The organism is Luteimonas sp. 3794, assembly GCF_031456825.1.
In the GTDB taxonomy this organism is placed as follows: domain Bacteria; phylum Pseudomonadota; class Gammaproteobacteria; order Xanthomonadales; family Xanthomonadaceae; genus Luteimonas.
On record NZ_JAVDVJ010000009.1, the window covers coordinates 92617 to 118965 of the forward strand.

A 26349-nucleotide genomic window follows, 5' to 3' on the forward strand; every position below is an offset into this window, starting at 1 on the left:
CCACAGATCAGCGTGACGCGTATGCCGCAGTTGCGACGCAATATTCTTCGTTGTGCGTGCTGTGTGCCACGCCACGCCCCAACACGTCATGGCCGTCAGAAGTCGAACGTGATGTTGGCGAACACCTGACGCCCGATCGCGCTGTAGCTGCTGGCGAAGTATGGCCAGGCGGTGTGCGAGTCATCACGCGGCGGCATTTCATCGAGCAGGTTCAGCACGCTGATGCCCAGCGTCACGTCATCGGTGATGCGACGCGAGACGTCGGCGTTCCAGATCACGTAGCCCGACGTACGGCCCGGCAGTACATTGCCGTTGTAGTTCGGCCGACTGCCATAGCGATACCCGTAAAGGCTGGTGTTCCAGGCGTCGCTGGACCAGCTGGCGCGCCAATTGGCGCGGCTGCGCTGGCTGTTGTATTCGACGGTGCTGCGCACATCGCGCGGCGCTTCGTCGCCGAACTGGGCGACTTCGAATTCGAGGACGTGGGTGTAGCCGGCCTGCAGGTTGAGATCGCCCCAGCGGCCGAGCTCGAGACCGTAGCGGAGCGAGGCATCGAGACCTTCGGTGCGCATCAGTGACGCGTTGATCGGATAGGTCGCGAAGCGGGTGATGCGACCGTCCGGATTGAGATCCGAAACCACACGCTGCACGGCCCCCGCATAAAACTGGCAGGCTTGCGAATTCGTATCGACCGCACGGCCATCGCGATCCTGGCCGAGCCGGCAGTTCGCTTCCTGTTCGAGGTAATAGCTGTTCGACAAGGTCTGCACCCGTCCTTCGAGTTCGATGCGATACCAGTCCACGCTCGCCGACAGATTCGGCAGCACGTCCCAGACCACGCCCAGCGTCGTCGACTTGCCCTTCTCTTCTTCGAGCAGCGGGTTCGACGACTGGGTCATATAGGTCTGGTAGTTGAACGCCGCCGTGCACGCAGGCGTTTCGGCAGCGATGCCGTTGAGCCGGCACAGATACTCGTCATCGACGATTGGATTGGAACCCGTGGTGCCGGCGTAAATCCACAGCAGATCAGGTGCACGGAAGCTGGTTGCATGCGCGCCGCGCAGCAGCAGGGTGCGGAAGGGGCGCCATTCCAGGCCTGCCTGCCAGGTGACCGCATCGTCGACTGACGTGATGTCGTCGTACTTGTCGTAGCGACCGGCGAGCGTCGCTTCGAGGCTCGCGAGCACCGGCACGCGGAATTCGAGACCGAGTGCGAAGCGGTCACGCGGACCACCGCCAGGCGTACTGGTCAGGTTGTAGACGCGGTCGGGTCCGGTGTAGTCGACAGTCGTGCGCGGATCGGGGGTCAGCGAGTATTCCTGCTTCGCGGCTTCGAGCACCGCCGCCATCTGCAGCGATCCGGCCGGCAGATCGAACAGCGGACCGCTGAAGACAAACTGCGCCTGGTCGGATTTCGACACGCCGCTACTGACCACCGTGGTGGTGAGCTGGTCGTAGAGCGCGGCCGAGCCCGGCGCGAACAGCCGATCTGTGTAGAACTCGCGAATCTCGTTGCCGTCCGGCGCGATGCCCAGCACCGGACCCATGTAGTAGTCGCGCACGGCGCGAGTGAGGAAGCGAGGACGCGTGGTGGTGATCTCGAAGCGCGACGAGGTCAGGCTCGCGTCCCAGTCGAAGCGGCCGTCGCCCAACGTGCCGCGCAGGCCCGCATTGATCGACCAGGCCCGCTCGTCGTACTCGATGTACTTGGTGCCGCCCACTTCATCGGGCAGGAAGATGCGCTGCGCCGTCACCAGACCGCGCACCGGATCGCGCACGGTGAACGGCCCTTCGCCGATGTAGTAATGCGTCTGGCTGGAACTCTTGTCGTTGGCATCGCTGCCGAGCAGCTGCGCGTAACCGGTGAGGCGATCGCTGAAGTCGAAGCTGCCCGATACATAGGCCGAGGTCTTGCCGTAGGCGTTCTGGAGCGAACGCGCGTTGTAGTAATCGAGCGCGCCGCAGCGGTTGGGCACGGCGACGGTTGTGGCCGAATGGAAGGGCGCGAACGCTGGATTGGTCGCCTCGCACGCGTCGAGCATCGCCTGGTAGGACGGCGACAGCGCACCGGTATCGGTCCGCCATAGATAATTCTGGCCGGCACGGAAATACACGCCGCTGATCGATGCGGTCGGCCGCTCGGGATTGGTGCGGTACTGCGGATGCGCCAGATACGTCAGATCGCGCTGCGTCGCGACGATCTCCTCACGATCCAGCCGCTCCAGCGCGTAGGTCAGGCTCCAGCGATCGCCGGTGCGCCCGCCGGTCCACTGGAACAGGCCGGTATCGCCGCCGCCCTGTGTCGACGTGCCGCCGCGCAGGCGGATCGTGTCGCCGCTGAAATTCTCTTTGGTGATGATGTTGACCACGCCGGCAACCGCGTCCGAGCCGTAGATCGCCGAGGCGCCACCGCTCATGACTTCGATGCGCTCGATCGCAGCTGCCGGAATGCTGCCCAGACTCACCGCCGTGCCGTTGGAGCCGTAAGGCTGCGGATAGTCGGCCAGGCGCTGTCCATTGAGCAGGATCAGCTGATAGCCCGGCCCCAGCCCGCGCAGATTCATGAACTGCCCGTTGGGGGAATTGCCGGTCTGGTCGGATTCGTTGAGCGTGTTGCCGGTGAACTGGGTCAACGTGCCCAGCGATTCCCAGACCGTGCTGAAACCCTGTTTTTCGATGTCCTCGGCGGTGATCACCGTGACCGGCGCCGGGCCTTCGATCTCGGTGCGGGCGATACGCGATCCGGTGACCTGCACCTGATCCAGCGTGCTGACGCGTTCATCAGCAGCCGACGACTGCGCAAGAGCGGTTACCGGCGCCGCGAGCACCAACAGCAGCGCAGCACTCAGACAATGGAAGACGGGCGGGTGCTGCGTGGGCTGGCAGGACATTTGTGACGGACTCCCCTGGTGACATGACGATACGGCGCACATCACCGGCAGGCACGCCGGTACGGCGCATCGAACACAACCCGGCCGTCCCATGGGCCCCCTACCGGACGGGTATGATCACGTGATTACCACCCGCTCCGAATCGATGTCAATTGATGCGCCGCCTTGTCCCGGGGCGAAAAGCAAATACTCTCGAGTGCTCGACCGCAGACCGGTGCGCCGCTTCGCGCGCATCGACGCAGGAGCCACGATGCGTTTCAAACCCCTGTCCCCATTCGCCACGCGTTGCATGCTCGCGACGCTGCTGACCTTGGCAGCGTTGTTGCCGGCACCCGGCGCCACCCAGGCTGCGTCGCCCGCGAGTGTGATTCCCGGCCTTGCCGCGCCGATGTTGCCGCCGGACTTCTGGATCGCCCGCCTCGACGCGCCGGACGCCTTGGTCCTCGATGCAGTCGCGATCGATGCGCAGAACGCGGCGATGCGCCGCGACGACGCCTCGATCCATGACCCGCTCGCCCTGCCGGCACAGCTCGACCGGGCCAAGGTCACCGGTTGGATCGAGGCCCTGTCAAAGCGCCCGACGGCGCCCCGGTTCACCATGGCGGGGGCCGTCGATGCCGCAACCGTTGACGCCTGGATGCACGCGTTGGCGCTCGACGCCCTGCCCGCGCAGGTGACGCCTCTTTTCGGTCTGGTCGTACGCCGCGTCGACCTGCGCGCGTTTCCCACCGCGACGCGTGTCTTCAGCCGCCCCGAGGACACCGATATCGACCGCTTCCAGGAAGATGCCCTCTTCCCCGGCGCGCCGGTCGCGGTGCTGCATGCCAGCCGCGACGGCGACTGGCTGTTCGTGGTCAGCGAGCGCTACCGCGGATGGGTCGATGCACAGCATGTGGCAATCGGCACGCGCGACGTCGTCGCCGGTTACGCCGCGCGTGCGGCCGCAGGCATCGTTGTCACCGGCGCCACCGCGCGCACGGTGTTCACGCCCGAGGCGCCTGCGGTCTCGGACCTACAGCTCGAAATGGGCGTTCGTGTGCCGCGCGCCGATTGGGATGCAAGCCGCGTGCTGCATGGCCAGGTGCCGGCATTCGGCCACATCGTCGAACTGCCGGTGCGCGGCGATGACGGCACGCTGTCGTTCGCGCCGGCACTCCTGCCGGCGTCGGCGGATGTCGCCGGCGACGTGCTGCCGTATACGCGCGCCGCGCTGATCCGCCAGGCCTTCAAGTTCCTCGGTGAGCGCTACGGCTGGGGTCACGCGTATAACGCGCGCGACTGCAGTGGATTCGTTTCGGAGATCTACCGCAGCTTCGGCATCCTGCTGCCGCGCAACACCAGCGCGCAGGCGACGAGTCCGGCCTTGAACCGCATCGAGGTGCCGGCCGCTATGCCCTATGCACAGCGCCTGCAGCTGCTGCGCGAGGCCGAAGTCGGCGACATGGTGTTCATTCCGGGCCACGTGATGATGATCATCGGTCACGTCGACGGTGAGCCCTGGGTGATCCACGACACCGCCGGCATGAGCGTGCGAAACGCCAACGGCGCGATCGCGCGCCTGCCGCTCAACGGCGTCGTGGTCACGCCCATGACGCCGATGCTGTCGGGCGAAAACGGCACCACCATCGACCGCATCACCGACATCCAGCGCGTGCGCTGACGCGCGCGCCTCACCGGACACGCCGATGAAGATCACCGACATCCAGCTGGGCATGGTGCGCGTGCCGCTGAAGACGCCGTTCAAGACCGCGCTGCGCACGGTGGAGCGCGTCGACGACATCATCGTGGCGATCCACACCGACACCGGCCACATCGGCTACGGCGAGGCCGCGGCCACCGCGGTGATCACCGGCGATACCCACGGCTCGATCGTCGCGGCGATCTCCACCGTCATCGCGCCGCGGCTGGTTGGCCGCGAGATCGCCGATCTCAACGCGCTGACGCGGCTGGTGCAGACCGCGCTGGAACGCAACACCAGTGCCAAGGCCGCGGTCGAGATCGCGCTCTACGATCTGTTCGCGCAGCTGCACGGCACGCCGCTGTACCGGATCCTCGGCGGCGGCGATCCGGTCCTGCGCACCGACATCACGGTCAGCGTCGACACCATCGACAAGATGGTCGCCGATGCGTTGTCAGCCGTCGACCGCGGCTACGACGCGTTGAAGATCAAGGTCGGCAAGGAGCCGCGCGTGGACCTCGAACGCATCCGCGCGATCCACGCCGCGGTCGACGGCCGCGTGCTGTTGCGGCTCGACGCCAACCAGGGCTGGACGCCGAAACAGGCCGTGCACGCGATGCGCCAGCTCGAGGACGCCGGCATCGAACCCGAGCTGCTGGAGCAGCCGGTCAAGGCGCACGATCTGGCGGGCCTCAAATACGTCACGGACCGCGTGCACGTGCCGGTGATGGCGGACGAAAGCGTGTTCGGTCCGGTCGAACTGATCGAGCTGATCCGCATGCGCGCAGCCGACATCGTCAACATCAAGCTGATGAAGACCGGCGGGCTGTCGGACGCAATCAAGCTCGCCGACATCGCCGGCCTGCACGGCATCGACTGCATGATGGGCTGCATGCTCGAGACCAGCATCAGCGTGGCCGCGGCGGCGCATTTAGCGGTGGCCAAGTCGGACGTCATCACCAAGATCGATCTCGACGGACCGTCGCTGTGCGCGTCGAATCCGGTCGAGGGCGGCGTGCGCTTCGATGAAGCGGAGATCTCGATCGGCGATGCACCGGGACTCGGTATCGTGTCGATACGCGACATGCAGCCAATCGCAAGCTGAGGTGCGGATGGCCTCGACGCGGCTTCCGCGCGGTGCCGGGCGTGAGGTCAACGAGCCCGGATCCGCGTGCATGATCGAACATCGCAAATGCGGCACGTCGAACATCCGGCGCGCATGCATCCCCTGCTCCACCCGTGACCCAGGAGACGACACCCATGGCCCCATTCCATCGACGCGCCGGCGTCACCGCGCTGCTGCTGGCCAGCCTGCTGCTCGCCGCCTGCGCCACCACGCCTTCCACCGGGGCATCGCCGGTCGCTGATGCGCAGCAGCTGATCGTCGTGACAGCCGACGACTGGGACGCCGCTCAGGCGCGCATGCAGCGCTTCGGACGCGCCGGCGACGGCGCCTGGCGCGCGGTCGGCGATGCGGTGCCGGTGATGCTGGGCCGCAGTGGCAGTGGCTGGGGGATCGGACTGCATCCGCCACAGCACGGCGAGCCACAGAAGCAGGAAGGTGACGGTCGCGCCCCGGCCGGCGTGTTCGGCATCGGCGAGGCCTTCGGCTATGCGCCCACCGGTGTGGGCGCCCTGCCCTACCTGCCGATGCAGGCTTCGCATTACTGCATCGACGTGCCGGCCTCGCCGCTCTACAACCGCATCGTCGACGCCCGCGAGGTGGGTGCGGCGGCCGTGGACGGCTCGAGCGAACGCATGCGTCTCGATCTGCACAACGATGGCGACGTGCGCTACCGCCAAGGCTTCGTGATCGAACACAACGCGAACGGTGAAGCCGGCCGCGGCAGCTGCATCTTCGCCCATCTGCTGCGTCGCCCCGACGAGACCACGGCCGGCTGCACGGCGATGAGCGATGCCGAAATGGATACGCTGCTGCGTTGGCTGGATCCCGCGCGCACGCCGCGCTTCGTGCTGCTGCCCGAGCCCGAGTACGCGCGCCTGCAGACCCTCTGGCAGCTGCCGGCACTCGCGCAGTGAGCGCCGCCGCGCCGCCGGTGTCGCGCCTCGCCACGCTCGAGGATCTGCCGCAGATCCTCGAGATGATGCGGGCCTTCTACGCCGAGGACCGCCTGCACTTCCACGAGCACGCGACGCCGCAGGCGGTGTCGCAGTTGCTGTCGGAACCCGGCTGCGGCGCGCTGCTGCTGCTCGGCGCCGATGGACGCGACGGCTACATGGCCCTGACACGCGGCTTCAGTCTCGAACAGGGCGGGCATCATGCCCTGCTCGATGAGCTGTATATCGCCCCGGCCGCGCGCGGGCGTGGTCTCGGCGCGCAGGCATTGGCGCTCGCGAGCACCCTGGCGCACGAATGGGGCGTTGCGATGCTGCGTCTGGAAGTCCACCACCACAATCCGCGGGCCAAGGCGCTGTACCTGCGTGCGGGCTTCGTCGACGGCCAGCGCGACACGCTCGGGCTCGCGCTGGCACCGCGCAGCTGATGCACCCGCGCCTCCTCTGCGCACACGGCCCGTGGCATGCTGCGGCGGTCCATCCAAACCGCTGCGCGCCATGACCGAAGCTGTTCCCGAACGTCGCACCCTGCCCGCCTCCGTCCGTGTACTGCTCGCCCTGTTGGCGGGCGCCGTGGCCGGCCTCTCGCTGGCGGCCTGGGATGCGGACATCGCGCTGCGCGTGGCGGAAGTCGCGCAGCCGGTCGGGAAACTCTGGCTCAACGCCCTGCAGATGACCGTCGTGCCCTTGGTTGCGGCGCTGGTCGTGGTCGGGATCAACGGCGCGGCGGATGCCGCCGCGTCCGGACGCAATGCGCGCATGGCGATGGCCACGTTCGCCGTGCTGCTGGCGGTCTGCGGTGCATTCGCCGCGATCGCGGCACCGGCGCTGCTCGCGATGGTGCCCCGCGATGAATCACTGGTCGCCGCCTTCCGCGCGGCGATCCAGGCGCCGGAAGCGCTGCCGCAGGCACCGAGCTTCGGTCTGTGGATCACCAGCGTGATTCCGAGCAATGCCATCGCCGCCGCAGCCGCCAGCGCGATGCTGCCGCTGGTCGTGTTCTCGATGTTCTTCGGCTTCGCCCTGACCCGCCTCGAACCCGAGCGCCGCACACGCATGCTGGAGCTGGTGCGCACGATCGGCGACGCGATGATCGTCGTCGTGCGCTGGGTACTGTGGGCCGCGCCGTTGGGCGTGTTCGCGCTGGTGCTGGCGGTCTGCGCCCATGTCGGCCTCGGCGTGCTGACTGCGCTGGGTTACTACATCGCGCTGCAGTGCGTGCTGTACATGGCGATCACGCTGCTGATGTACGGCGTCGCCGTGCTGGTCGCGGGCGAGCGTCTGCGCCGGTTCGCCGCCGCGCTGTTGCCGGTGCAGGCGATCGCCGCGAGCACGCAGTCGTCGCTGGCATCCCTGCCGGTGATGATCGACAGCGCACGCAATCGTCTGGGCTATCCGCTGGCGGTGACCTCGCTGGTGCTGCCGATGGCGGTGTCGCTGTTCCGCATCGCCAGTCCCACGCAATATCTGAGCGTCGTGGTGTTCATCGCCTGGATGTACGGCGCGGCGCTGGGGCCGGCGCAGCTCACGATCGCAGTCGGACTGAGCGTCGTCATCAGCATGGGCTCGGTCGGCCTGCCCGGCCAGGTGAGCTTCATGACCAACAATCTGCCGGTGACCCAGGCGATGGGCCTGCCGGTCGAACCGCTGGGCGTGCTGCTTGCCGTCGACACCCTGCCCGACGCGTTCGCCACCGTGGCCAATACGACTGGCGACGTCGCCGCGACCGCGGTCGTCGCCCGCCATGGCAGCGGGGCGGAGCCCACCGATCTTTCGACGACATGACCTACACCCTGTTGCACAACCCGCGCTGCTCCAAATCGCGCGCCGCGCTCGAACTGCTGCAGACGCGCGGTGTCGACGTGGAGGTCGTGCGCTATCTCGACACGCCACTCGATGCCGACGCCCTGCGCACGATACTGCGCCGCCTCGACATTGCACCGCGTGCGCTGCTGCGTACCGGCGAAGCTGTCTATCGCGAACTAGGACTCAACAACGAGGCGCTGGACGACGGTGCGATCGTCGACGCGATGGTCAGACATCCCGAACTGATCGAGCGCCCGATCTTGGTACGCGGCGAACGCGCGGTCATCGGCAGGCCGACCGAGCGGCTGCTGCACCTGCTCGACTGACGAGTAGCGCCCGTCGTAGGCGCGCGCTTGCGCGCGAAGCGCAGTGCCGCGATCCGCCCATCGCGCGCAAGCGCGCTCCTACCCGGTCAGCGATGGCGCGTCAGTGCTTCCGCTTCGCCACATGCATCGCCGATGCACGCGCCGGTGGCGCGAAGCTGTCGGCGCGCGCACTCGGCCAGAAGGTCTTGAACACCGCGTGCTCGGGTAGGCCGGTCAGCAACTCACCCGGCTCGAGGAAGCGATACAGCGCGGCGAGTGAACGCACTTCAGTCGGCGAGACACGTCGCAGGATGTGCTCAGGCCCGATCTGCATCGGATGCTCGAGCCCGGCCGCGCCGATCATGTCGCGCAGCGCGCGCAAGGTGTTCTGGTGGAAATGGAACACGCGGTTGGCCTTGTCCGGCACGTCGAGCAGGCGCCAGCGCGCCGGATCCTGCGTGGCCACACCCGTGGGGCAATGGTCGGTATGGCAGGTGCGGGACTGGATGCAGCCCAGCGAGAACATGAAACCGCGGCCCGCGTTGCACCAGTCCGCGCCCATCGCCAGCGCGCGGGCGATGTCGAAACCACTGGTGATCCTGCCGGCAGCCGCGACGCGGATGCGATCGCGCAGACCGATGCCCACCAGCGTGTTGTGCACCAGCATCAGTGCTTCCTGCAGCGGCAGGCCGACATGGTTGATGAACTCCGACGGCGCCGCGCCCGTGCCGCCTTCAGCGCCGTCGACGACGATGAAGTCCGGCAGGATGCCGCTGTCGAGCATTGCGCGGGCGATGCCGAACCATTCCCAGGGATGTCCGATCGCGAGCTTGAAGCCCGCCGGCTTGCCGCCAGACAGCGTGCGCATGCGATCGAGGAATTCCAGCAGGCCCAGCGGCGTGGAAAACGTGGTGTGCGCGGCCGGCGATTCGCAGTCCTGCCACACCGGAATGCCGCGGGTTTCCGCGATTTCGGGCGTCACCTTCGCACCGGGCAGCATGCCGCCGTGGCCCGGCTTGGCCCCCTGCGAAAGTTTCAGTTCGACCATGCGCACCTGCGGCTCGGCGGCGTGGCGCGCGAACAGGTCCTCGTCGAACCGCCCCTTGGCATCGCGACAACCGAAGTAGCCCGAGCCGATCTCCCAGACCAGATCGCCGCCATGCTCGCGGTGGTAGGCCGAGATCGCCCCCTCGCCCGTGTCGTGATAGAAGTTGCCGCGCTGGGCACCCAGGTTGAGCGCACGGATCGCGTTCGCCGACAGCGAGCCGAAACTCATCGCCGAAATATTGAACACGCTCGCCGTATAGGGCTGGGCGCGTTCGTCGCCAACCGGCACCCGGAAATCATGCGAGGCGGCATGCGCAGGCACCAGCGAGTGGTTGATCCACTCGTACTGTGTGCCGTACATCGGTAACTCGCTGCCGAACGGCACCACGTCACTGACGTTCTTCGCGCGCTGGTAGACCAGCGCGCGTTGCTGGCGCGAGAACGGCACCTCGTCCTGATCATCCTCGATGAAATACTGGCGGATCTCGGGGCGGAACGCTTCCAGGCCATAGCGGAAATGCGCGGTCAGCGGATACGTGCGGCGCAGGGTCGCACGCGTCTGCGACATGTCCAGAATGCCGAGCGCCGACAACGCCAACAGCGGGACTGCCGCGATCGCCCAGCCCACCGACTGGTGCATCGATGCCATGACGACCGAAAGCAGCGCCAGGACGACGCAGAGTGCGAATGTGAAATAGCGGACCATCGGGTTCCCCTCGAAAACAGCCGGCATATGGCGCGGCACGCCATCCATCCGGGACGATCAGGAAGAGCAGCCACCGCCGATCGGCCGGGGTGCATGTTGCGGGCATGGTAGGTAGCGTTCTGTCACGGAGCCACCCCAAACTGAACATTCCGTTGTGCGCCGATCCGCTTCACGGCGGTTTGTCGGCGCGCTGCCTACTGTCGCTGCGAACCCACGCATTCCTCGAGTCCATGTCGCAGTCGCCCTACAACCCGGTGATCCTGGCGGAAATGACCCGGGCGGCCCGCGCCGACAGCCCGGATGCCGACTGGCATGAGCTGGAGCCGCTGTTGCGCGCCCAATGGGAGCGGATCCCGCGCACGGTTGCATGGGAGATGGCCCGCCCGGAAGCTGCCTCACATTTCCGCACGATGTGTGGGCTGCCCGATGCGGCACCTGTGGTCGGCTTGGGCAGCAGCGCGGCGCGGAGAATCCACGGATGATCACGCCCCGCACCCTCTGGCGCGTCCTGGTGATGCCGACCTACATCCTGATTGCAGGCGCCGTCTTCGCACTGGCGCTGCGCAACACCGCGGGCTCCATCCTCTCGCCGCTGGCTCCGTTTGCGCCCTGGGCCATCGTGATGGCGGCCGCTCTGGCACTGCTGTCGATTGCGGGCGTCATATTGCGCTGGCGGCGACGCTTGCGTGCGGTCCGGCGCGTACATGCGGCCAGCCATGCCCGTGTCGGGGCGGAATGGCACGACAGCGATCAGTCAAGCGTCGTCCAACACGCCGGTCGCGGCTGAGCCGACGCCTTACAACGGTGGCGCGACCGCGATCGTATTGCCGCCGTCGCGTTTGGCCTGATAGAGCGATGCGTCCGCACGTGCAAACCAGTCCTGCCAGTCGCGTTCCGCCGACAGCATCGCGCCGCCGACGGCCACGGTGATGTGGCCGCCGGGACCGATCAGCCGCGTTGCGACCGCTTCGCGTATCCGCTCCGCCGCGCGCGTCAGCGCCTGTTCCGATGCCATCGGCATCAACATGACGAATTCCTCGCCACCAAACCGGTAGACGGCATCGCCTTGCCGCAACTCCTCGCGCAGCAGCGCTGCGAGATCGACCAGCACCGCGTCACCGGCTGCATGTCCGAAGGTGTCGTTGACGGCCTTGAAGCGGTCGATGTCCAGCACCAGCAATCCCATGCGACCGCTCTGGCCGGTGGCGATCGCGTGGCGGAGATCGTCCTCGAGCACGCCGCGGTTGGGAATGCGCGTCAGTGGATCCACGCTTGCCAGTTGTTCCAGCGACGCGCTGTGCGTGCGGAGACGGCGCGCGAACACCATCGAGAAGCCGTAAACCAGCGACCACGTCACCAACGTACTGACGTGGTAGGGACCGACATCGCGCCACAGCAGGGTCGCGGATGCGCACAGCAACAGCGTCGCACCACTCCAGGTCGCCACCCGCAGCGGCGCGAGGTAGTAATTGGTCATCAGCGCGACGTATACCCAACCGCTCGCGGCCGCGCCCATGGTCAGGCATGCGAGCGCAGAGAATCCGGAATTGAGTACCACCATCCATGCACCCGCGCGCTCGGTCCCGCCTTCGCGCCAGGCGAATCGCATGATCACGAGCATCGTCAGAACGACCGCCGCGTCCAGCGCCGCGATGCCCCAGTCGCCGCGTGAGAGCCGCCACAGCAGAAAACTCCCGAGCACGACCGCGGTCACCGACCCGAGCAGGGTGATGATGGTCAGCCGGAAATCGTTGCGCAGTCTCGCAATCATGGTGGTCGCGCCCGCTCCCGGGGCATGCCGCGGCGTACAGAGTCCGCCTGCCGCCCCGGCTCTGCGTCCGCTGTGGTCCGACCCTGCGCCCCCACCGGGCACGCGACTGTGAAAGCGGCGCGCCGATCAGGCGGAGCGTGACGGGAGTTGCGGGCTCCGCCTGCAAGGCGTTGCCAATGATGGTGCCCGGAGCCGGAATCGAACCGGCACGACCTTGCGGCCAACGGATTTTAAGTCCGGTGCGTCTACCAGTTTCGCCATCCGGGCAAGCCGTCGGCAGCGTGCCGCAGCGCGCCGCCGATTGGAACCACCACGCGGAAACGCGCGGCGCCAGATACGAAAAAGCCCCGCATCTGCAGGGCCTTTCGAACTGGAGCGGGAAAAGGGGCTCGAACCCTCGACCTCAACCTTGGCAAGGTTGCGCTCTACCAACTGAGCTATTCCCGCTTGGAACCGAATTGTAACCCGCCTGCGCCCTGTAGGGTGCGCCGGCTGGAGGCCTGGGTCGGAATCGAACCGGCGTACACGGATTTGCAATCCGCTGCATAACCACTCTGCCACCAGGCCGGTGACGCCGTGCAGGACCAGGTCCTGTCGACAAAACGAAACCCCGCATGCAACCCGGGGCTTCGTCTTCGAAACTGGAGCGGGAAAAGGGGCTCGAACCCTCGACCTCAACCTTGGCAAGGTTGCGCTCTACCAACTGAGCTATTCCCGCTTGGGAGGCGAAATTCTACCCGTCGCCGGCGGGGTGTCAATACTTGTTCTTTTCTGCGGCGCGCATGATCGGCCACGCCGCGCGCAGATACAGCAGTCCCGACCACAGCGTGAGGATCGCCGCGATCGCAAGCAGCCAGTCGCCGACGATGAAGATCTCGCGGCCCAACCATGGCAGCGGACGCGGCGGCTGGTCGGGGGTCACCGAGTACAGCAGGCACAGCAGCGCGACCATCTGCGCGATCGTCTTGATCTTGCCGATCGCCGCGACGCGCACGGTCGCACGCTGACCGAGCCCGGCCATCCATTCGCGCAGCGCGGACACCGCGATCTCGCGGCCCACGATCACCGCCGCCCACAGCGCCATCCACGGCGTCGGATGGCCCTGCACGATCAGAAACAGCGCGACGGCGACCATCAGCTTGTCGGCAACGGGATCGAGAAACGCGCCGAACGCGGAGTACTGGTGGTACCTGCGCGCAATCCAGCCGTCGAGCCAGTCGGTGATCGACGCGAACCCGAACACCAGCGCGGTCGCGAAGTTGGTCCACTGGAACGGGAGGTAGAACACCAGCACCAGCACCGGGATCAGCATGATCCGCAGGAGCGTGATCCAGGTGGGAATCGTGAATTTCATTGGACGCCTGTGGGGGATTCAGTCGTGTCCGGCGCCTGGGCCGGGGTCGAGCCCGTGTAGGGTCGCATAGATGCGCTGCGCGAGCGCCGCGTTGACACCTTCGACCTGGGCGATCTGCTCGGCGCCGGCGGCCTTCAGGCCCCCCAGACCGCCGAAATGCTTCAACAGGCTCGCGCGGCGGCGGGGGCCGATGCCGGGAATATCCTCGAGCCGGCTCGTGGTGCGTGCCTTCTGACGGCGTCCACGATGACCGGTGATCGCAAAACGATGCGCCTCGTCGCGCACCTGCTGCACCAGCTGCAGGCCCGGCGATGCGGCGCCGGGCTTGAGCGCGCGCCCGTCCGGCAGCAGCAGGGTTTCGTCGCCGGGCTTGCGCGCCTCGCCCTTGGCCACGCCGACCAGGCAGATGCCGGTAATGCCCAGCGTGTCGAGCACCGCGCGGGCCTGCGCCACCTGGCCGGTGCCGCCGTCGATCAGCAGCACGTCGGGCAGGATGCCTGCACCTTCCGCGGCCGCGGGCACGTCGGTGCCCGCCTCTACCGCGGCGACTTCGGCGGCGCGCGCATCGGCGGCCTTGCGAAAGCGCCGGGTCAGCGCCTGGTGCATCGCCGCGTAATCGTCGCCCGGTTCGATGCCGGCAATGTTGTAGCGCCGGTACTGGCCGCGCACCGGACCGGCCGCGTCGAACACCACGCATGAGGCAACCGTCGCCTCGCCCATGGTGTGGCTGATGTCGAAACACTCGATGCGTTGCGCGAGCTGGCTGAGCCCGAGCATCTCGCGCAACGATTCGGCGCGTGCGTTCTGCGCAGCCTGGCTGCTCATTTCGGTCGCCAGCGAAATCTCGGCGTTGCGGCGCGCAAGATCCACGTACCGCGCACGATCGCCGCGGACGCTGGTCTTGATCTGCACGCGGCGACCGGTGGATTCGCTGAACGCCTGCTCGAGCAACAGCACGTCCTCGATCGCGCGGTCGAGCACGATCTCGCGCGGCGGCGTCTGCTCGGCGTAATGCTGGGATACGAACGCGGCCAGCACCTCGGCCGGATCGTCGCTGCCATTGGTGCGCGGATGAAACGCGCGCGTGCCCAGATTGCGGCCGTCGCGGAAGGCGAGCAGCAGCACGCAGGCCTGACTGCCCTGCATCGCGCACGCGAGCACGTCGAGTTCGGCGACCTTGCCGTCGACGTACTGGCGCGCCTGCATGCTGCGCATGTTGCCGAGCAGATCGCGCAGGCGCGCGGCGTCCTCGAAATCGAGCTTTTCGGCCGCCGCCTCCATGTCGCGCGTCACTTCCCGGGTGAGTTCGTCGCTGCGTCCGTCGAGGAACAACGAGGCGCGGCGCACGGCATCGCCGTAGTCCTGCGCCGAGATCATGCCGACGCAGGGCGCGGTGCAACGCCCGATCTGGTGCTGCAGGCACGGCCTCGAGCGGTTGCGGAACACGCTGTCCTCGCAGTTGCGCAGCTTGAACAGCTTCTGCATCAGGTTCAGCGTTTCGCGCACCGCGGTCACGCCCGGATACGGACCGAAATAACGACCGGGCACGTTCCGCGGCCCGCGATGCACCGCGATGCGCGGCCAATCGTCACTCGTCACTAGCACGTAGGGGTAGCTTTTGTCGTCGCGCAGCGAGACGTTGTAGCGCGGCCTGAGCGACTTGATGAGCTGGTTTTCGAGCAGCAGGGCCTCGGCCTCGCTGCGCGTGACCGTGGTTTCCATGCGCGCGATCTGCGCGATCATCGCCATCGTCCGGGTGACCTTGGGCGACGCATTGAAGTAGCTCGCCACGCGCTTGCGCAGGTCCGCCGCCTTGCCGACGTACAGCACGGTGTCATCCGCCGCATACATGCGGTAGACGCCCGGTGCGGTGCTGAGCCCTGCGACGAACGCCTTGCCGTCGAACATCACGCCACCGCTGCTTGCCCTGCGCGGCCCGGTCATTCGCCTATCGGGACGTGACGCACGGCGCCGCTGACCGGGTCGAGCCGCAGCACGGCGTGCGCATCGGTGTCGGCGATCCATACCGCGTCGCTGCCGACCGCCAGACCACCGGGCGCATGCAGGCGCTGCGGCAGCTCGAAGGAGGTCAGTTCGCCGCCGCCCAGCCGCAGCCGGCGCAGGCTGTCGTTGCCGGCGTCGGCGATCCACAGCACCGGCGCGTCGGGTTCGAGCGCGAGCGCCTGCGGATGCTGCATGCGCGCATCGGTGCGTGGACCATCAACCCGGCCGAACTGCCAGGGGTCCTGGCCCACCAGCGTCGACACCGCGCCGGTGCGCGTATGCACGCTGCGGACGGCCGAGCCGCTGGCATCGCAGACGTAGAGCGTCTGCTGCACGCAGGCCAGGGATACCGGCTCGGCGAACGAGGCCATGGATCCGCTGCCGTCCATCACCGCGAGCTTGCCGCTGCCGGCCAGCAGTTCGATCGTCGAGCGGCCGAGATCCAGCCGCCAGATGCGGTTGTCACCGGCGCAGGCGATGTAGAGCCTGTCGCCGGCGAGCACGATGTCGCGCGGCTGGTCGAGCGCGACCGCGCGTGGATCGGTGAGCGCGCCCTCGGCGGTGATGCCCGGGCGACCCGCACCACAGAGCGTCGAGATATCGCCGCTGCGCAGTTCGATACGACGCACCGCGTGGTTGCCGGTGTCGGCGACGTAGAGCACGTCACGCTCGACGTAGAGGCCATGCGGCCGGGTGAACGCGGCCAGTTCCATCGGCCCGTCGATGAAGCCGGGACTGCCGCTGCCGAACTGGCGCAGCACGCGACCGCTGGTGTCGCATTCGAGCACGCGGTGATGGCCGCTGTCGGCGACGTAGAGGAAATTGCCGGACAGCGCGAGGCCGACCGGAAACTGCAGCGGCAACGGCGGCTCGCCACTGCGACGCATGCGGATGGGTTCGACACTGACCGGATACGGCGTGAGCTCGGCGGTCAACGCGTTGACGCGCGCGTCGAGCTCGCGGATGCCGCCTTCGCCGACGATGCGTTCGCGCACCCGGCCCTCGCCATCGATCAACACGACCGTCGGCCAGGCCTCGATGCCGTAGTGCTGCCAGAGCACCCAGTCGGGGTCATGGGCCACCGGAAATTCGAGCTGTTGCCGGTGCACCCGCTTGGACGCGCGGCGCGACTCGCGCTCGGCATCGAACCGCGGGACGTGCACAGCCACCACGTTGAGACGCTCGCGATGACGCGCGCGCAGATGCCCCAGGTCGGCAAGCCGCTGCTGCGACCAGGCCGATGCGAGGTTCACGAACGCGAGCGCGCACACCTTGCCCCGCAGCTGCGCCATGCGCAGCGGGTCGGTCAGGTTCAGCCACTCCAGGCTGGCCGGGAACTCGGGTGCGATCGCGGCGTCGGTCATGCCCGGATTATGCGCGAACGGCCGGGGCGCCGCGTCGATACCGGGCGACAATCTCCCGGGCCGCCGCATCGACCAGTTGCCAGACCGATTCGAAGCCGGCCGCGTCGCCGGTATAGGGGTCCGGCACGTCGTCGCCGCCCTGCCCGGCCCAGTCGAGGAGCAGCGCGATCTCGCCTGTGGCATCTGGCGGCCGGCGGTCGCGGACGATGCGCAAGGTGCTGGCATCGGCGCACAGCAGCACGTCGAAGGTCCGGTAATCGGCGGCGTCGAGCATGCGGGCGCGCAGGCCGGAGATGTCGACCCCGTGACCGGCGGCGTTGCGGATTGCGCGCGGGTCCGGTGGGTCGCCCACGTGCCAGTCACCGGTGCCGCAGGAATCGACCTCGATCACGTCGCGCAGGCCGGCTCCCTCGATCCGCGCGCGGAATGCGCCCTCGGCCATCGGCGAACGACAGCTATTGCCCAGGCACACCACCAGCAGGCGGGTCATTCGCCGGCTGCCAGACGCGCCTGCGCGCGGGCGAGATCCTCTGGCGTATCCACGCCGGGCGGAAACGGCTCGCTGGCGATGCCGAGCGCGACCCGGTGCCCGGCTTCGAGTACACGCAACTGTTCGAGCATCTCGATCTGTTCCAGCCGCCCTGGCGGCATCGCCGCGAACTGCTTGAGAAAGCCCACGCGATACCCGTAGATGCCGATATGCCGAAACCACTCGCCATCCGGCATGACGTCGCGGCTGCGCGCGAAGGCATCGCGCGGCCACGGCACCGGCGCGCGACTGAAGTACAGCGCATCACCTTCGACACTCCGCACGACTTTGACCGCATTGGGATCCAGCAGGGTTTCGACGTCCTCCACCGGCGCACACAGCGTCGCGAGATCAACGCCCGGCTGCGCCGCGAGCGCGGCGACGGCCTGGATGCCCGACACAGGCGCGAAGGGTTCGTCGCCCTGCAGATTCACGACCACGCGCGCGTCATCCCAACCGGCGAGTGCGGCGCATTCGGCCAGACGGTCCGTGCCGGAGGGATGCTCGGGCGACGTCATCGCCACCTGCACCGGTGTGCCGGCGAGCGCCTCACGCACGCGTGCGTCATCGGTCGCCACCCACACCTCGTCCGCGCCCGCCGCCAGTGCGCGCCGCGCGACATGCAGCACCAGCGGTTCGCCGGCAAGCAGTTGCAGCGGTTTGCCCGGCAAGCGGGTGGATGCGTAACGCGCGGGAATGGCGACGACGAAACCGGAGGATGTGCTCATGCGGGGATTGTCCCAGATCACGGTGCGTCGGGCTGTGCGGCGCCTTACGGCGCTAGCGCAATGGCCAACGCGGCGGGCCGCAGGATAGTTGGAGCGAAGCCAAATCCATCGCATCAGAGGCTGCGTGCAGACAACATATCGCGAGCGTCCGCCCTCACCCCAACCCCTCTCCCCGAGGGAGAGGGGCTCAGGCCGCGCCTTCTCGGCCAGCGCTTCGTCAGCGCAGCTTAGCCAACCGGTCCAGCAAGGCGATCCAGAACGCTTCCGGCAGCTCCCCGGACACCGGCACGCTGTAATGGCGTTCGCCGGCAAAGCGCATGCACTTCACCGCATCCTTTTCGGTCATCAGCACCGGCAGATCACTGCCGAAGCGCAGGTCTTCGGCCGTATAGCGGTGATGGTCGGCGAAGGCGTGCGGCACGACGGCGATGTCGTGACTGCGCAGGGTCGCGAAGAAGCGTTCGGGATCGCCGATGCCGGCGACCGCATGCACGCGCTGACCCGAGAACCGCGACAGTGGCAATGGGCGCCCCCCCACCAGAGGCAACGCCTGGCCGGTTTCCAGCCGCATCGGCCACTCGCCGAACCCAGCGTCCAGATCGGTATCGCTGCCGGTGTTGAGCACGCGGAAATCGCAGTGGGCGCTGCGCGCGGCAGGCTCACGCAACGGGCCGGCGGGAATCAGCAGGCCGTTGCCATAGCGACGCGCACCGTCGATGACTTCGATCTCGACATCGCGGCGCAAGCGGTAATGCTGCAGACCGTCGTCGCAGACGACGATGTCGCAGCCCGCAGCGATCAAGGCCTTGGCCGCCGCGACGCGATCGGCATCCACGCGCACTTTCGCGCCGGTGCGCGCGGCGATCAGCACCGGCTCGTCGCCGGCGAGCTTTGGATCGGTGACCGGCTCGACCCAGCGCGGCGTACCGGCGTCATCGCGGCCGTAGCCACGGCTGGCGACACCCGGCGTCCAACCGGCGGCCTGCAGGCGCGCGACGACCGCGATCGTCAGCGGCGTCTTGCCGCTGCCGCCGGCGATCAGGTTGCCGATCACCAGCACAGGTTTCGAGACCTTGCGCGGGCGCACGAGTTTCGCTCGCAGTCGCGATCCCGCGCCATACACCTTGGCGAGCGCGCGCGTATGCAACGGCGGAGGGCTGCCGTCGAACCAGTACCGCGGCGCCTTCATCCAGCGTCGCCCTCGCGGAACTGCATGCGGTGCAGGCGGGCGTACAGGCCGCCCTGCTCGAGCAGCTGCTGGTGCGTGCCGTGTTCGACGAGCCGGCCGTGATCGAGCACCAGCACCTGGTCGGCGTGTTCGATGGTCGACAGGCGATGCGCGATGACCAGCGTCGTGCGGTCGGGCATCAGATGTTCGAGCGCGTCCTGCACCAGGCGCTCGGACTCGGTATCGAGCGCAGCGGTGGCTTCGTCGAGGATCAGGATCGGCGCGTCCTTGAGCATCGCGCGGGCAATCGCCAGACGCTGACGCTGGCCGCCCGACAGGCGACCGCCGCGGCTGCCGATGCCGCTCTCGAGCTGCTTGGGCAGCTTCTCGATGAATTCCATCGCATTGGCGCCGCGGATGGCCGCGTCCAGCGCTTCGCGCGACACGCCGGCCATCTCACCGTAGGCGATGTTCGCCGCCACCGTGTCGTCGAACAGCATCACCTGCTGACCGACCAGCGCAATCTGCCGACGCACGTCGGAGAGCTTGTAGTCGTCGATCGGATAGCCGTCGAGCAGGATCTCGCCTTGCGCCTGCGCGTAGAAACGCGGGATCAACTTGATCAGCGTCGACTTGCCGCTGCCCGAGCGCCCGACGATTGCGGTCACCGTGCCGGGCTTGGCGACGAAGCTGACATCCTCCAGCGCCGGCGCATTCTGGCCCGGATACCGCGCGCCAACGTTGCGGAACTCGATCTCGCCGCGCGCACGCGCCAGCGGCCGTGTGCCGGTGTCGCGCTCGTCGTCGGAATCGAGAATCTCGAACAGGCGCTCGGCCGAGGCCACGCCCCGCTGCAGCATGTTCTGCACGTTGGTCAGCTGCTTGAGCGCCGGAATGATCGCCATCATCGCGATCATCAGTGCGACGAACCCGCCGGCGGTCAGGCGCCCCTGCGAAGCCTCGTAGCCCGCGATGACGATCAGCAGCGCGAGGCCCACCGAGCCCATCAGCTGCACGACCGCCGACGAGATCGCGCGCGTGGCCTCGACCTTGAGGTTCAGGCGCATATGCGTGTCGGCGACCGCGCGGTAGCGCGCGTTCTCGGCCGCCTGCGCGCCGTAGATCTTCACTTCCTGCTGGTTGCTCAGCGACTGGTCGGCCGCCTGCAGCAGCAGCGCCGAACTGTCCTGGATGTTGTGGCTGACGCGGCGGTAGCGACGCGCGACCTTGCCCATGATCCATGACAGCGGCGGGGCGATGACCAGGATCGTCAGCGTCACCTGCCAGCTTGTCCACAGCATCACGATCAGCGACGCGATGATCTGCAGCGACTGCTGGATCATCACCTTGGCGGCGTCCACTGCGGCCTGCGATACCTGGTCGGAGTCCGAGCCCAGGCGTATCAGCATCGACGGCACCGGCTCGGCATCGAAGCGCATGCCCGGCAGGCGCAGATACTTGCCGAGCACCATGACACGCAGATCGCGGGCGATGCCGCGGCCGGCCTTGGCCATGTTGTAGTCCGCCAGGTAACCCGCGATACCACGCATCACGAACAGCCCGATGATCGCCGCCGGCAACCACAGGTTCACACCCGCGTTCGTACCGACGAAGGTCTCGTCGATGATCGGCTCCATCATCTTGGTGAAGGCGCCGCCCGCGGCCGCTTCGATCAGCATGCCGACCAGCGCCACCGACAGCAGGCCGCGATAGTCGGTCGAGAACTTCAGCAGCCGGCGATAGACCGGCCAGGCGCGATCGGCGCGCGCGGGTCCCGGCGTCGGCGCGTCGTGCTGCGCCTTGTCGACAACGGTACTCATGTCATTCCTCTTGCGTGGCCGCGGATGGCGCAGCCGCCGTCGTCGGCGCGGTCGCGTTCGCGATGCGCTTGAAGCCGAGCTGCCCCAGCGCGTCGTAGGCGGTCGCGACCGCCTGCCACGGCGTGCGCGCATCGGCCCGCAGCAGCACGGTGCGTTCGCGGTCATCGCCTGCGACGTCCGCGATGGTCCGCTTGAGCGATTCGACATCGGTGCGCAACGCTTCGCGATCGTCGACGAAATACCGCCCGTCGGCGTTGATCAGCAGGCTCAGCGCGCCGTCCTGCGCATCATTGCGCTCGCCGGTCGCCTGCGGCAGTTCGAGCTTCAGCACCGAGCGCGCATCGAAGGTCGTGGTGATCACGAAGAAGATGATCAGCACCAGGATCACGTCGATGAGCGGCACGAGGTTGAGTTCCGGATTGTCCTCGGCGCGGCGGTCGCGGATGCGCATGCGTCAGCCCTGCACCGGCGCCTGCACCGGCCGGCGGTTGCGCGGGTCGATGACGTCCATCAGCGCGATCGCCTCGTGCTCCATCTGCACGATGTAGCCGTCGATGCGCGCGCGGAAATGGCGGTGGAACATCAGCGCCGGGATGGCGACGATCATGCCCGCCGCCGCACACACCAGCGCCTTGCCGATGCCACCCGCGAGCTGGTTCACATCACCGACGCCGTGGTCCATGACGCCCATGAACATCTGGATCATGCCGACCACGGTGCCGAACAGGCCCAGCAGCGGACCGGCCGCGGCAATCGTGCCCAGCGCGTTGAGATAGCGCTCCATGCGGAAGGCGACGTGGCGGCCGACATCCTCGACCCGTTCGCGGATCTCTTCGCGCGGGCGATTACGCACGTCCAGCGCGGCGGCGAGCAGTGCGCCCAGCGGCGCAGTGCCGCGCAACGATTCGATATGTGCCGGGTCCAGCGTGCCGCGCGCAGCCCAGGCGCGGACTTCCGCGCCCAGCCCCGGCGGCAGCACCGCCTTGCGGCGCAGCGCCCAGAAGCGCTCGACGATGATTGCCAGCGCGACAGCCGACAGCAGCAGCAGGGGCAGCATCGGCCAGCCGCCAGCCTTCACCAGTTCGAGCACAGCAACCCCTTCGGCCGATGGCCGGTTCAATCCGGGGAATAGGATAGCCCAGCCTGCCCGGCCGCCCCGGGCTGCGCTTCGCGCCGCTCGGCCTGTTGCGCGGCGTCCCACAACCGCGGCCGCCTGACGCGTTCCTGCGTGACCACCAGGCCGCCGGCCTGCAGCCGGAGCCGGGTCGCCCCGCCGCCGGCCGTGCTGCCGACCGCAGCGCCGACATGGGTCCAGCGCCGGACGACCTCGCCATGCGGATGCCCGAAGCGGTTGCCGTGACCCGCCGACATCATCGCAACCGCGGCGCCGGACGCTTGCACGAACGCGGGATCGGACGAACTGCGGCTGCCGTGATGCGCGGCGATCACGACATCGGCGGCGAGCGACGCGGCGTCGCGCCGCACCAGCATTCGCTCGACCAGATCGTCGATATCCCCCGGCAACAATGCAGCGCCATGCGCGGTCTCGACCCGCAGCACGCAGCTCGATGGATTCCGGAATGCCGGAAAATACAGGTCCGGGTGCAGGAATCGGAACGTCACCCCATCCATCTCCCAGGCACTGCCCATCACGCACGGGGACGCGCCCGGCACGCGATCCCATTGCGGCGCGAAGACCACCGGCGCAGCGAAGCGCCGCTGCACGGCGCCGAAGCCGCCGGCATGATCGGCATCGCCGTGGCTGATGACAATGGCATCCAGATGCCGCACGCCCAACGCCTGCAGCGCCGGGACGACCACCCGCTCACCGGCGTCGAATGCCTCGGGAATCGCAGGCCCGGCGTCGTAGAGCAACGCGTGATGCGCCGTGCGGATCAGGACCGACAGTCCCTGTCCGACATCGAGCACCACCAGTTCCGCTTCGCCGTGTTGCGGAAGCCGCCGATCGGGCCACAGCAGCGGCAGCCACAACAGCGCCGCCAGCCATCTTCCCGGCACGCCTCCCGGCAACAGCATCCAGAACGCCGCCAGGAGTGCGAGCGGCAGCGCAAACCAGTGCGGCTCGGGCAACCACCAGAGCGAGATGGGACTCGCCGCCAGCCAGTCGAACAGCGGCCAGCTCAGCTCGAATGCCCACGCGGCGCTGCGCCAGGCCCAGTCGCCGGCGCCGGTATGGATCGCCTCCAGCCCGGTGCCGATCAGCGCCAGCGGCACCACGACCAGACTCCACCATGGAATCGCGACCAGATTGGCGATCGGCCCGGCCAGCGAGGCCTGCCCGAACAGGATCACCGTCAATGGCAACAGGCCAATGGTCGCCACCCACTGCGAAGCCAGCAGGCCGCGAAGCTTCGACAGTTCACGCGCATCGGGCAGACACCAGACCAGCCAGGCAACACCGGCGAAGCTGAGCCAGAAACCCGCGGACAGCACCGACATCGGATCAACCAGCACGACGGCGATTGCGGCGTAGGCCAGGGAATCGGCGATGCGCAGATGCCGCCGCGCCAGCCGCGCGATCACGACCACGCCGATCATCAGTACCGTGCGCAGGGTCGGCAGCTCCCAACCGGCCACTGCCGCGTAGACCGTGCTCGCGAGCAGCGCGATGATCGCCGCCGCCTGCGGACGCGGCAGCCAGCGTCCCAGCCACGGCAGGCACCACCACACCGCGGTGGCCCCCCATGCGAAGAAACCGCCGACCATGCCGACGTGGAAGCCCGAGATCGCGATCAGATGCGTCAGCCCGGTCGCGCGCAGCGCTTCCCAGTCCAGATCGCTCAGCGCGCGCGTGTCGCCGATCGCCAGTGCCCGCACATAGCGCGCACTGTCGCGGTCGACCACGCCATCGATACGCGTCGCGACGCGTTCGCGCCACCGATCCACGCCGCGGCCCGCGTCGAGACGCGTGACGGGCTCAGCGCTGCGCACGTAGCCCACCGCCGTCACGCGCTGCGCCATCGCCCGCTTCTCGCCGTCGAACCAGCCCGGGTTGCGCAGCCCGCGCGGCGCGCGCAGCCGAGCGGTGAAGGCCCACTGACTGCCGGCGTGCAGGCCGTATCGCCGCAGATCCGGGCCTTCGCGGCGATCGTCATACCAGGACAAGCGCAATAAGCGACCGCGCAACGGGGCCGGCACCGAATCGTCGCCAGCGACGCGGAACAGAAACGCCGTGCGCTGCGGCTCGTGTACCGGCAATCCGACGATCTGCCCGCGCACCGCGAAATCGCCCCGCTCCATCGACGCCGGCAGTTGGATAGACAGGGCATGCGCCGCGTGTAAACCGCACAGCGCTGCACCCACGCAGAACGCCGCGAGCGCCCGCCCGCGCCCGGCAGCCCATGCCGTCACCGCCACCGCGAGCACCAGCGCCATCCCCCACCACGGTGGCAAGGCGGGCACCTGCAGACAGGCAATCGCCCCCAGCACCAGTGCGGCCGCTACGCCAAGCCCGAGCGCCGGAAACAGCATGCGGCTCATGCGCCGGGAAGCCGATCCAATGGACTGCGCACCCCCAGCACCCCGCGATTGAGGACGTGGGTATAGATCTGCGTTGTCGACAGATCCTTGTGCCCGAGCAATTGCTGGATGGTGCGGATGTCCTGACCGGCCTCCAGCAGATGCGTCGCGAACGAGTGGCGCAGCGTATGGCAGCTGGCGGGTTTGACAATGCCCGCGCGCAGCCGGGCGCTGCGCACCGCACGCTGCAGAACCGATTCGTCCAGATGATGGCGACGCATCACCCCATCGCGCGGATCGCGCGACAGGCGCTGCGCGGGGAACACGTTCTGCCAGCCCCGCTCGCGCGCAGCGTTCGGATATTTGCGCGCCAATGCGTCCGGCAGCCAGACCGCGCCATGTCCCGCCCGGAGGTCGTCCTCATGCAACTGCAGCGCCCGGGCAATCTCCTCATGCAGGGCATCCGTCAAGCGCTCGGGCAGCGGCACATGACGATCCTTCCCACCCTTCCCTTCCCGCACGATGATCTGATGCTGGACGAAATCGACATCCTTGATCCGCAACCGCAGCGCTTCCATCAACCGCATCCCGGTGCCGTACAGAAGCCCCGCGAGCAGGCCCGTCCGTCCCTCCATCGCCCGCAGCAGACGCAGCACCTCTTCAACGGCCAGCACGACCGGCACCCGCCGCGGCCGTTTCGCCCGCACGACTGCATCCATCCACGGCAACTCCACACCAAGCACGTCGCGATACAAAAACAGCAGCGCTGCGAGCGCCTGGTTCTGCGTGCCTGCCGCAACCCGATGTCGCATGGCCAGCACCGTCAGGAATGCAGTGACTTCCGCCCCACCCATGTCCCGCGGGTGCCGCTTGCCGTTGGCAAGGATGAAGCGCCGGATCCAGCCGACGTAGGCGTGCTCAGTCCGGATACTCAGATGCCGCACCCGGCAACGCGCCCGGACCAGGTCCAGCAGCCTCGGAGACCCCCGCGCCCCCGTTACCACCTCACTTGTGTCGGATAACACCGCGCGCCTCCATGCGCCGGATAACGCATGCAGGCTAAACACGTGAGGCACTTCAGAGAACGCGACAACGCATTGATCCTGCGTCGGAAATCTCCCCTTGGCGACTACCGGAGTTCCAACGCATACTCGGCGCAACGCCCCACATCTAGGGTCGAATACTAGTTAGGCGACTATGAGCACGCTCTGGATCGTCGTTGCACTAGCAGCTACTTCAACTGCTGCTCCAGCCGCTGAGCCTTGCTCCAGGCTTGATCCGGAGCTTATCCACTGTCCGGCGCCCGAGGCGCCACGGATCACGGAACTTCGCGAGGGGCAGGTGACGCTGGAGGTCAAAGTGGAACCTGACGGCTCCGTGCAGTCGTCCAGGGTTCTTTCGTCATCCGGGCACCCTGCTTGGGCTTTTGCTGCTCAAGCTGCAGTGGCAAAGTGGCAATACGTGGCGGGTCCGGGGTCTCGCACACGGGAGGTTCCCTTTGACTTCCTGTTCGGTCAGCCGTAGCCGCCTAACAATTCCGTAAGGAGCTTCCTGTCAACTCCGAGTGCATGAGCGCCGCGCCTGAGCGTTGAGGCATTTGCTGTTCTCCTGTTGTCGGGTAT

At 67.8% G+C, this 26349-nt stretch carries 22 protein-coding genes and 4 tRNA genes; 8 read left to right on the forward strand and 18 right to left on the reverse strand.

The features are described 5' to 3' along the window. Positions 1–95: 95 nt before the first annotated feature. A complete protein-coding gene (locus J2X52_RS12890) occupies positions 96–2891 on the reverse strand; it encodes a TonB-dependent receptor (RefSeq protein WP_310153980.1) in 2796 nt (931 codons plus the stop codon). 250 nt (positions 2892–3141) lie between these two features. On the opposite strand from J2X52_RS12890, the gene J2X52_RS12895 reads away from it, so the two are divergent. From J2X52_RS12895 to arsC, 6 genes are all read left to right on the forward strand, one after another. Continuing rightward, positions 3142–4551 carry an SH3 domain-containing protein gene (locus tag J2X52_RS12895; protein WP_310153985.1) on the forward strand — a complete coding sequence of 470 codons (1410 nt, stop codon included), beginning with the start codon at positions 3142–3144 and terminating at the stop codon, positions 4549–4551. 25 nt (positions 4552–4576) lie between these two features. Then, entirely contained in the window at positions 4577–5674 is a 1098-nt protein-coding gene (locus tag J2X52_RS12900; protein ID WP_310153988.1) for a dipeptide epimerase, read from the forward strand. Positions 5675–5829: 155 nt separating this feature from the next. Then, complete coding sequence (locus J2X52_RS12905) at positions 5830–6609, forward strand: hypothetical protein (RefSeq protein WP_310153991.1); 780 nt, start codon at positions 5830–5832, stop codon at positions 6607–6609. After that, positions 6606–7073 (forward strand): GNAT family N-acetyltransferase, encoded by a 468-nt coding sequence (locus tag J2X52_RS12910; RefSeq protein ID WP_310153994.1) that lies wholly within the window; start codon positions 6606–6608, stop codon positions 7071–7073. Before J2X52_RS12905 ends, J2X52_RS12910 begins: the two co-directional genes overlap by 4 nt. A 70-nt stretch (positions 7074–7143) precedes the next feature. Beyond that, positions 7144–8430 (forward strand): cation:dicarboxylase symporter family transporter, encoded by a 1287-nt coding sequence (locus J2X52_RS12915; protein WP_310153997.1) that lies wholly within the window; start codon positions 7144–7146, stop codon positions 8428–8430. Continuing rightward, a complete protein-coding gene (gene arsC, locus J2X52_RS12920) occupies positions 8427–8777 on the forward strand; it encodes an arsenate reductase (glutaredoxin) (RefSeq protein ID WP_310154000.1) in 351 nt (116 codons plus the stop codon). The genes J2X52_RS12915 and arsC overlap by 4 nt, the downstream gene beginning before the upstream one ends. A 100-nt stretch (positions 8778–8877) precedes the next feature. Here the strand turns inward: arsC and J2X52_RS12925 are convergent, their stop codons facing one another. Next, on the reverse strand, positions 8878–10452 hold the full coding sequence (locus tag J2X52_RS12925) for an FMN-binding glutamate synthase family protein (RefSeq protein ID WP_310154050.1): 1575 nt from the start codon (positions 10450–10452) through the stop codon (positions 8878–8880). 287 nt (positions 10453–10739) lie between these two features. On the opposite strand from J2X52_RS12925, the gene J2X52_RS12930 reads away from it, so the two are divergent. Both J2X52_RS12930 and J2X52_RS12935 read left to right on the forward strand, forming a co-directional pair. Then, positions 10740–10991 carry a hypothetical protein gene (locus J2X52_RS12930; protein WP_310154003.1) on the forward strand — a complete coding sequence of 84 codons (252 nt, stop codon included), beginning with the start codon at positions 10740–10742 and terminating at the stop codon, positions 10989–10991. Beyond that, the gene (locus J2X52_RS12935) at positions 10988–11296 is read left to right on the forward strand and encodes a hypothetical protein (RefSeq protein ID WP_310154006.1); all 309 of its coding nucleotides are present in this window, start codon (positions 10988–10990) and stop codon (positions 11294–11296) included. The genes J2X52_RS12930 and J2X52_RS12935 overlap by 4 nt, the downstream gene beginning before the upstream one ends. A 9-nt stretch (positions 11297–11305) precedes the next feature. Here J2X52_RS12935 and J2X52_RS12940 read toward each other — a convergent pair whose 3' ends face one another. The 16 genes from J2X52_RS12940 to J2X52_RS13015 form a co-directional block, all read right to left on the reverse strand. After that, complete coding sequence (locus J2X52_RS12940) at positions 11306–12280, reverse strand: GGDEF domain-containing protein (RefSeq protein WP_310154008.1); 975 nt, start codon at positions 12278–12280, stop codon at positions 11306–11308. A 180-nt stretch (positions 12281–12460) separates the two neighbouring features. Next, positions 12461–12547, reverse strand: a tRNA-Leu gene (locus tag J2X52_RS12945). A gap of 104 nt (positions 12548–12651) precedes the next feature. Continuing rightward, positions 12652–12727: transfer RNA gene (locus tag J2X52_RS12950), tRNA-Gly, on the reverse strand. A gap of 46 nt (positions 12728–12773) precedes the next feature. After that, positions 12774–12847 (reverse strand) — tRNA-Cys (locus tag J2X52_RS12955). 75 nt (positions 12848–12922) lie between these two features. Then, a tRNA-Gly gene (locus tag J2X52_RS12960) sits at positions 12923–12998 on the reverse strand. Between the two features lie 36 nt (positions 12999–13034). Continuing rightward, the gene (gene pgsA / locus J2X52_RS12965) at positions 13035–13634 is read right to left on the reverse strand and encodes a CDP-diacylglycerol--glycerol-3-phosphate 3-phosphatidyltransferase (RefSeq protein WP_310154011.1); all 600 of its coding nucleotides are present in this window, start codon (positions 13632–13634) and stop codon (positions 13035–13037) included. Positions 13635–13652: 18 nt separating this feature from the next. After that, positions 13653–15542, reverse strand: a complete 1890-nt coding sequence (gene uvrC, locus J2X52_RS12970; RefSeq protein WP_310154053.1) for an excinuclease ABC subunit UvrC — start codon at positions 15540–15542, stop codon at positions 13653–13655. A 32-nt stretch (positions 15543–15574) separates the two neighbouring features. Then, complete coding sequence (locus tag J2X52_RS12975; RefSeq protein WP_310154015.1) at positions 15575–17002, reverse strand: thioredoxin-like domain-containing protein; 1428 nt, start codon at positions 17000–17002, stop codon at positions 15575–15577. 7 nt (positions 17003–17009) lie between these two features. Further along, a complete protein-coding gene (locus J2X52_RS12980) occupies positions 17010–17492 on the reverse strand; it encodes a low molecular weight protein-tyrosine-phosphatase (protein ID WP_310154019.1) in 483 nt (160 codons plus the stop codon). Continuing rightward, complete coding sequence (kdsB, locus tag J2X52_RS12985) at positions 17489–18259, reverse strand: 3-deoxy-manno-octulosonate cytidylyltransferase (protein ID WP_310154023.1); 771 nt, start codon at positions 18257–18259, stop codon at positions 17489–17491. The genes J2X52_RS12980 and kdsB overlap by 4 nt, the downstream gene beginning before the upstream one ends. A gap of 217 nt (positions 18260–18476) precedes the next feature. Then, positions 18477–19448 (reverse strand): tetraacyldisaccharide 4'-kinase, encoded by a 972-nt coding sequence (gene lpxK / locus J2X52_RS12990; RefSeq protein ID WP_310154026.1) that lies wholly within the window; start codon positions 19446–19448, stop codon positions 18477–18479. Next, positions 19445–21247, reverse strand: coding sequence for a lipid A export permease/ATP-binding protein MsbA (gene msbA / locus J2X52_RS12995; protein ID WP_310154029.1), 1803 nt, complete (start codon positions 21245–21247; stop codon positions 19445–19447). Before msbA ends, lpxK begins: the two co-directional genes overlap by 4 nt. 1 nt (position 21248) lies before the next feature. Next, positions 21249–21698, reverse strand: a complete 450-nt coding sequence (locus J2X52_RS13000; RefSeq protein ID WP_310154031.1) for a biopolymer transporter ExbD — start codon at positions 21696–21698, stop codon at positions 21249–21251. Between the two features lie 3 nt (positions 21699–21701). Then, positions 21702–22337, reverse strand: a complete 636-nt coding sequence (locus J2X52_RS13005; protein WP_310154034.1) for a MotA/TolQ/ExbB proton channel family protein — start codon at positions 22335–22337, stop codon at positions 21702–21704. Between the two features lie 26 nt (positions 22338–22363). Continuing rightward, entirely contained in the window at positions 22364–24748 is a 2385-nt protein-coding gene (locus J2X52_RS13010; RefSeq protein ID WP_310154036.1) for a DNA internalization-related competence protein ComEC/Rec2, read from the reverse strand. After that, the gene (locus J2X52_RS13015; RefSeq protein ID WP_310154056.1) at positions 24745–25731 is read right to left on the reverse strand and encodes an integron integrase; all 987 of its coding nucleotides are present in this window, start codon (positions 25729–25731) and stop codon (positions 24745–24747) included. The genes J2X52_RS13010 and J2X52_RS13015 overlap by 4 nt, the downstream gene beginning before the upstream one ends. Between the last annotated feature and the right edge of the window lie 618 nt (positions 25732–26349).

What these genes read in the sequence shown, in the direction of transcription:
- J2X52_RS13000 (WP_310154031.1), bottom strand. Translation starts at nt 21,698, where the DNA reads ATGCGCATCCGCGACCGCCGCGCCGAGGACAATCCGGAACTCAACCTC.
- J2X52_RS12930 (WP_310154003.1), top strand. Translation starts at nt 10,740, where the DNA reads ATGTCGCAGTCGCCCTACAACCCGGTGATCCTGGCGGAAATGACCCGG.
- J2X52_RS12890 (WP_310153980.1), bottom strand. Translation starts at nt 2,891, where the DNA reads ATGTCCTGCCAGCCCACGCAGCACCCGCCCGTCTTCCATTGTCTGAGT.
- J2X52_RS12940 (WP_310154008.1), bottom strand. Translation starts at nt 12,280, where the DNA reads ATGATTGCGAGACTGCGCAACGATTTCCGGCTGACCATCATCACCCTG.
- J2X52_RS12925 (WP_310154050.1), bottom strand. Translation starts at nt 10,452, where the DNA reads ATGGCATCGATGCACCAGTCGGTGGGCTGGGCGATCGCGGCAGTCCCG.
- J2X52_RS12895 (WP_310153985.1), top strand. Translation starts at nt 3,142, where the DNA reads ATGCGTTTCAAACCCCTGTCCCCATTCGCCACGCGTTGCATGCTCGCG.
- uvrC (WP_310154053.1), bottom strand. Translation starts at nt 15,542, where the DNA reads ATGTTCGACGGCAAGGCGTTCGTCGCAGGGCTCAGCACCGCACCGGGC.
- kdsB (WP_310154023.1), bottom strand. Translation starts at nt 18,259, where the DNA reads ATGAGCACATCCTCCGGTTTCGTCGTCGCCATTCCCGCGCGTTACGCA.
- msbA (WP_310154029.1), bottom strand. Translation starts at nt 21,247, where the DNA reads ATGAGTACCGTTGTCGACAAGGCGCAGCACGACGCGCCGACGCCGGGA.
- pgsA (WP_310154011.1), bottom strand. Translation starts at nt 13,634, where the DNA reads ATGAAATTCACGATTCCCACCTGGATCACGCTCCTGCGGATCATGCTG.
- J2X52_RS12975 (WP_310154015.1), bottom strand. Translation starts at nt 17,002, where the DNA reads ATGACCGACGCCGCGATCGCACCCGAGTTCCCGGCCAGCCTGGAGTGG.
- J2X52_RS12980 (WP_310154019.1), bottom strand. Translation starts at nt 17,492, where the DNA reads ATGACCCGCCTGCTGGTGGTGTGCCTGGGCAATAGCTGTCGTTCGCCG.
- lpxK (WP_310154026.1), bottom strand. Translation starts at nt 19,448, where the DNA reads ATGAAGGCGCCGCGGTACTGGTTCGACGGCAGCCCTCCGCCGTTGCAT.
- J2X52_RS12905 (WP_310153991.1), top strand. Translation starts at nt 5,830, where the DNA reads ATGGCCCCATTCCATCGACGCGCCGGCGTCACCGCGCTGCTGCTGGCC.
- J2X52_RS12900 (WP_310153988.1), top strand. Translation starts at nt 4,577, where the DNA reads ATGAAGATCACCGACATCCAGCTGGGCATGGTGCGCGTGCCGCTGAAG.
- J2X52_RS13010 (WP_310154036.1), bottom strand. Translation starts at nt 24,748, where the DNA reads ATGAGCCGCATGCTGTTTCCGGCGCTCGGGCTTGGCGTAGCGGCCGCA.
- arsC (WP_310154000.1), top strand. Translation starts at nt 8,427, where the DNA reads ATGACCTACACCCTGTTGCACAACCCGCGCTGCTCCAAATCGCGCGCC.
- J2X52_RS12935 (WP_310154006.1), top strand. Translation starts at nt 10,988, where the DNA reads ATGATCACGCCCCGCACCCTCTGGCGCGTCCTGGTGATGCCGACCTAC.
- J2X52_RS12915 (WP_310153997.1), top strand. Translation starts at nt 7,144, where the DNA reads ATGACCGAAGCTGTTCCCGAACGTCGCACCCTGCCCGCCTCCGTCCGT.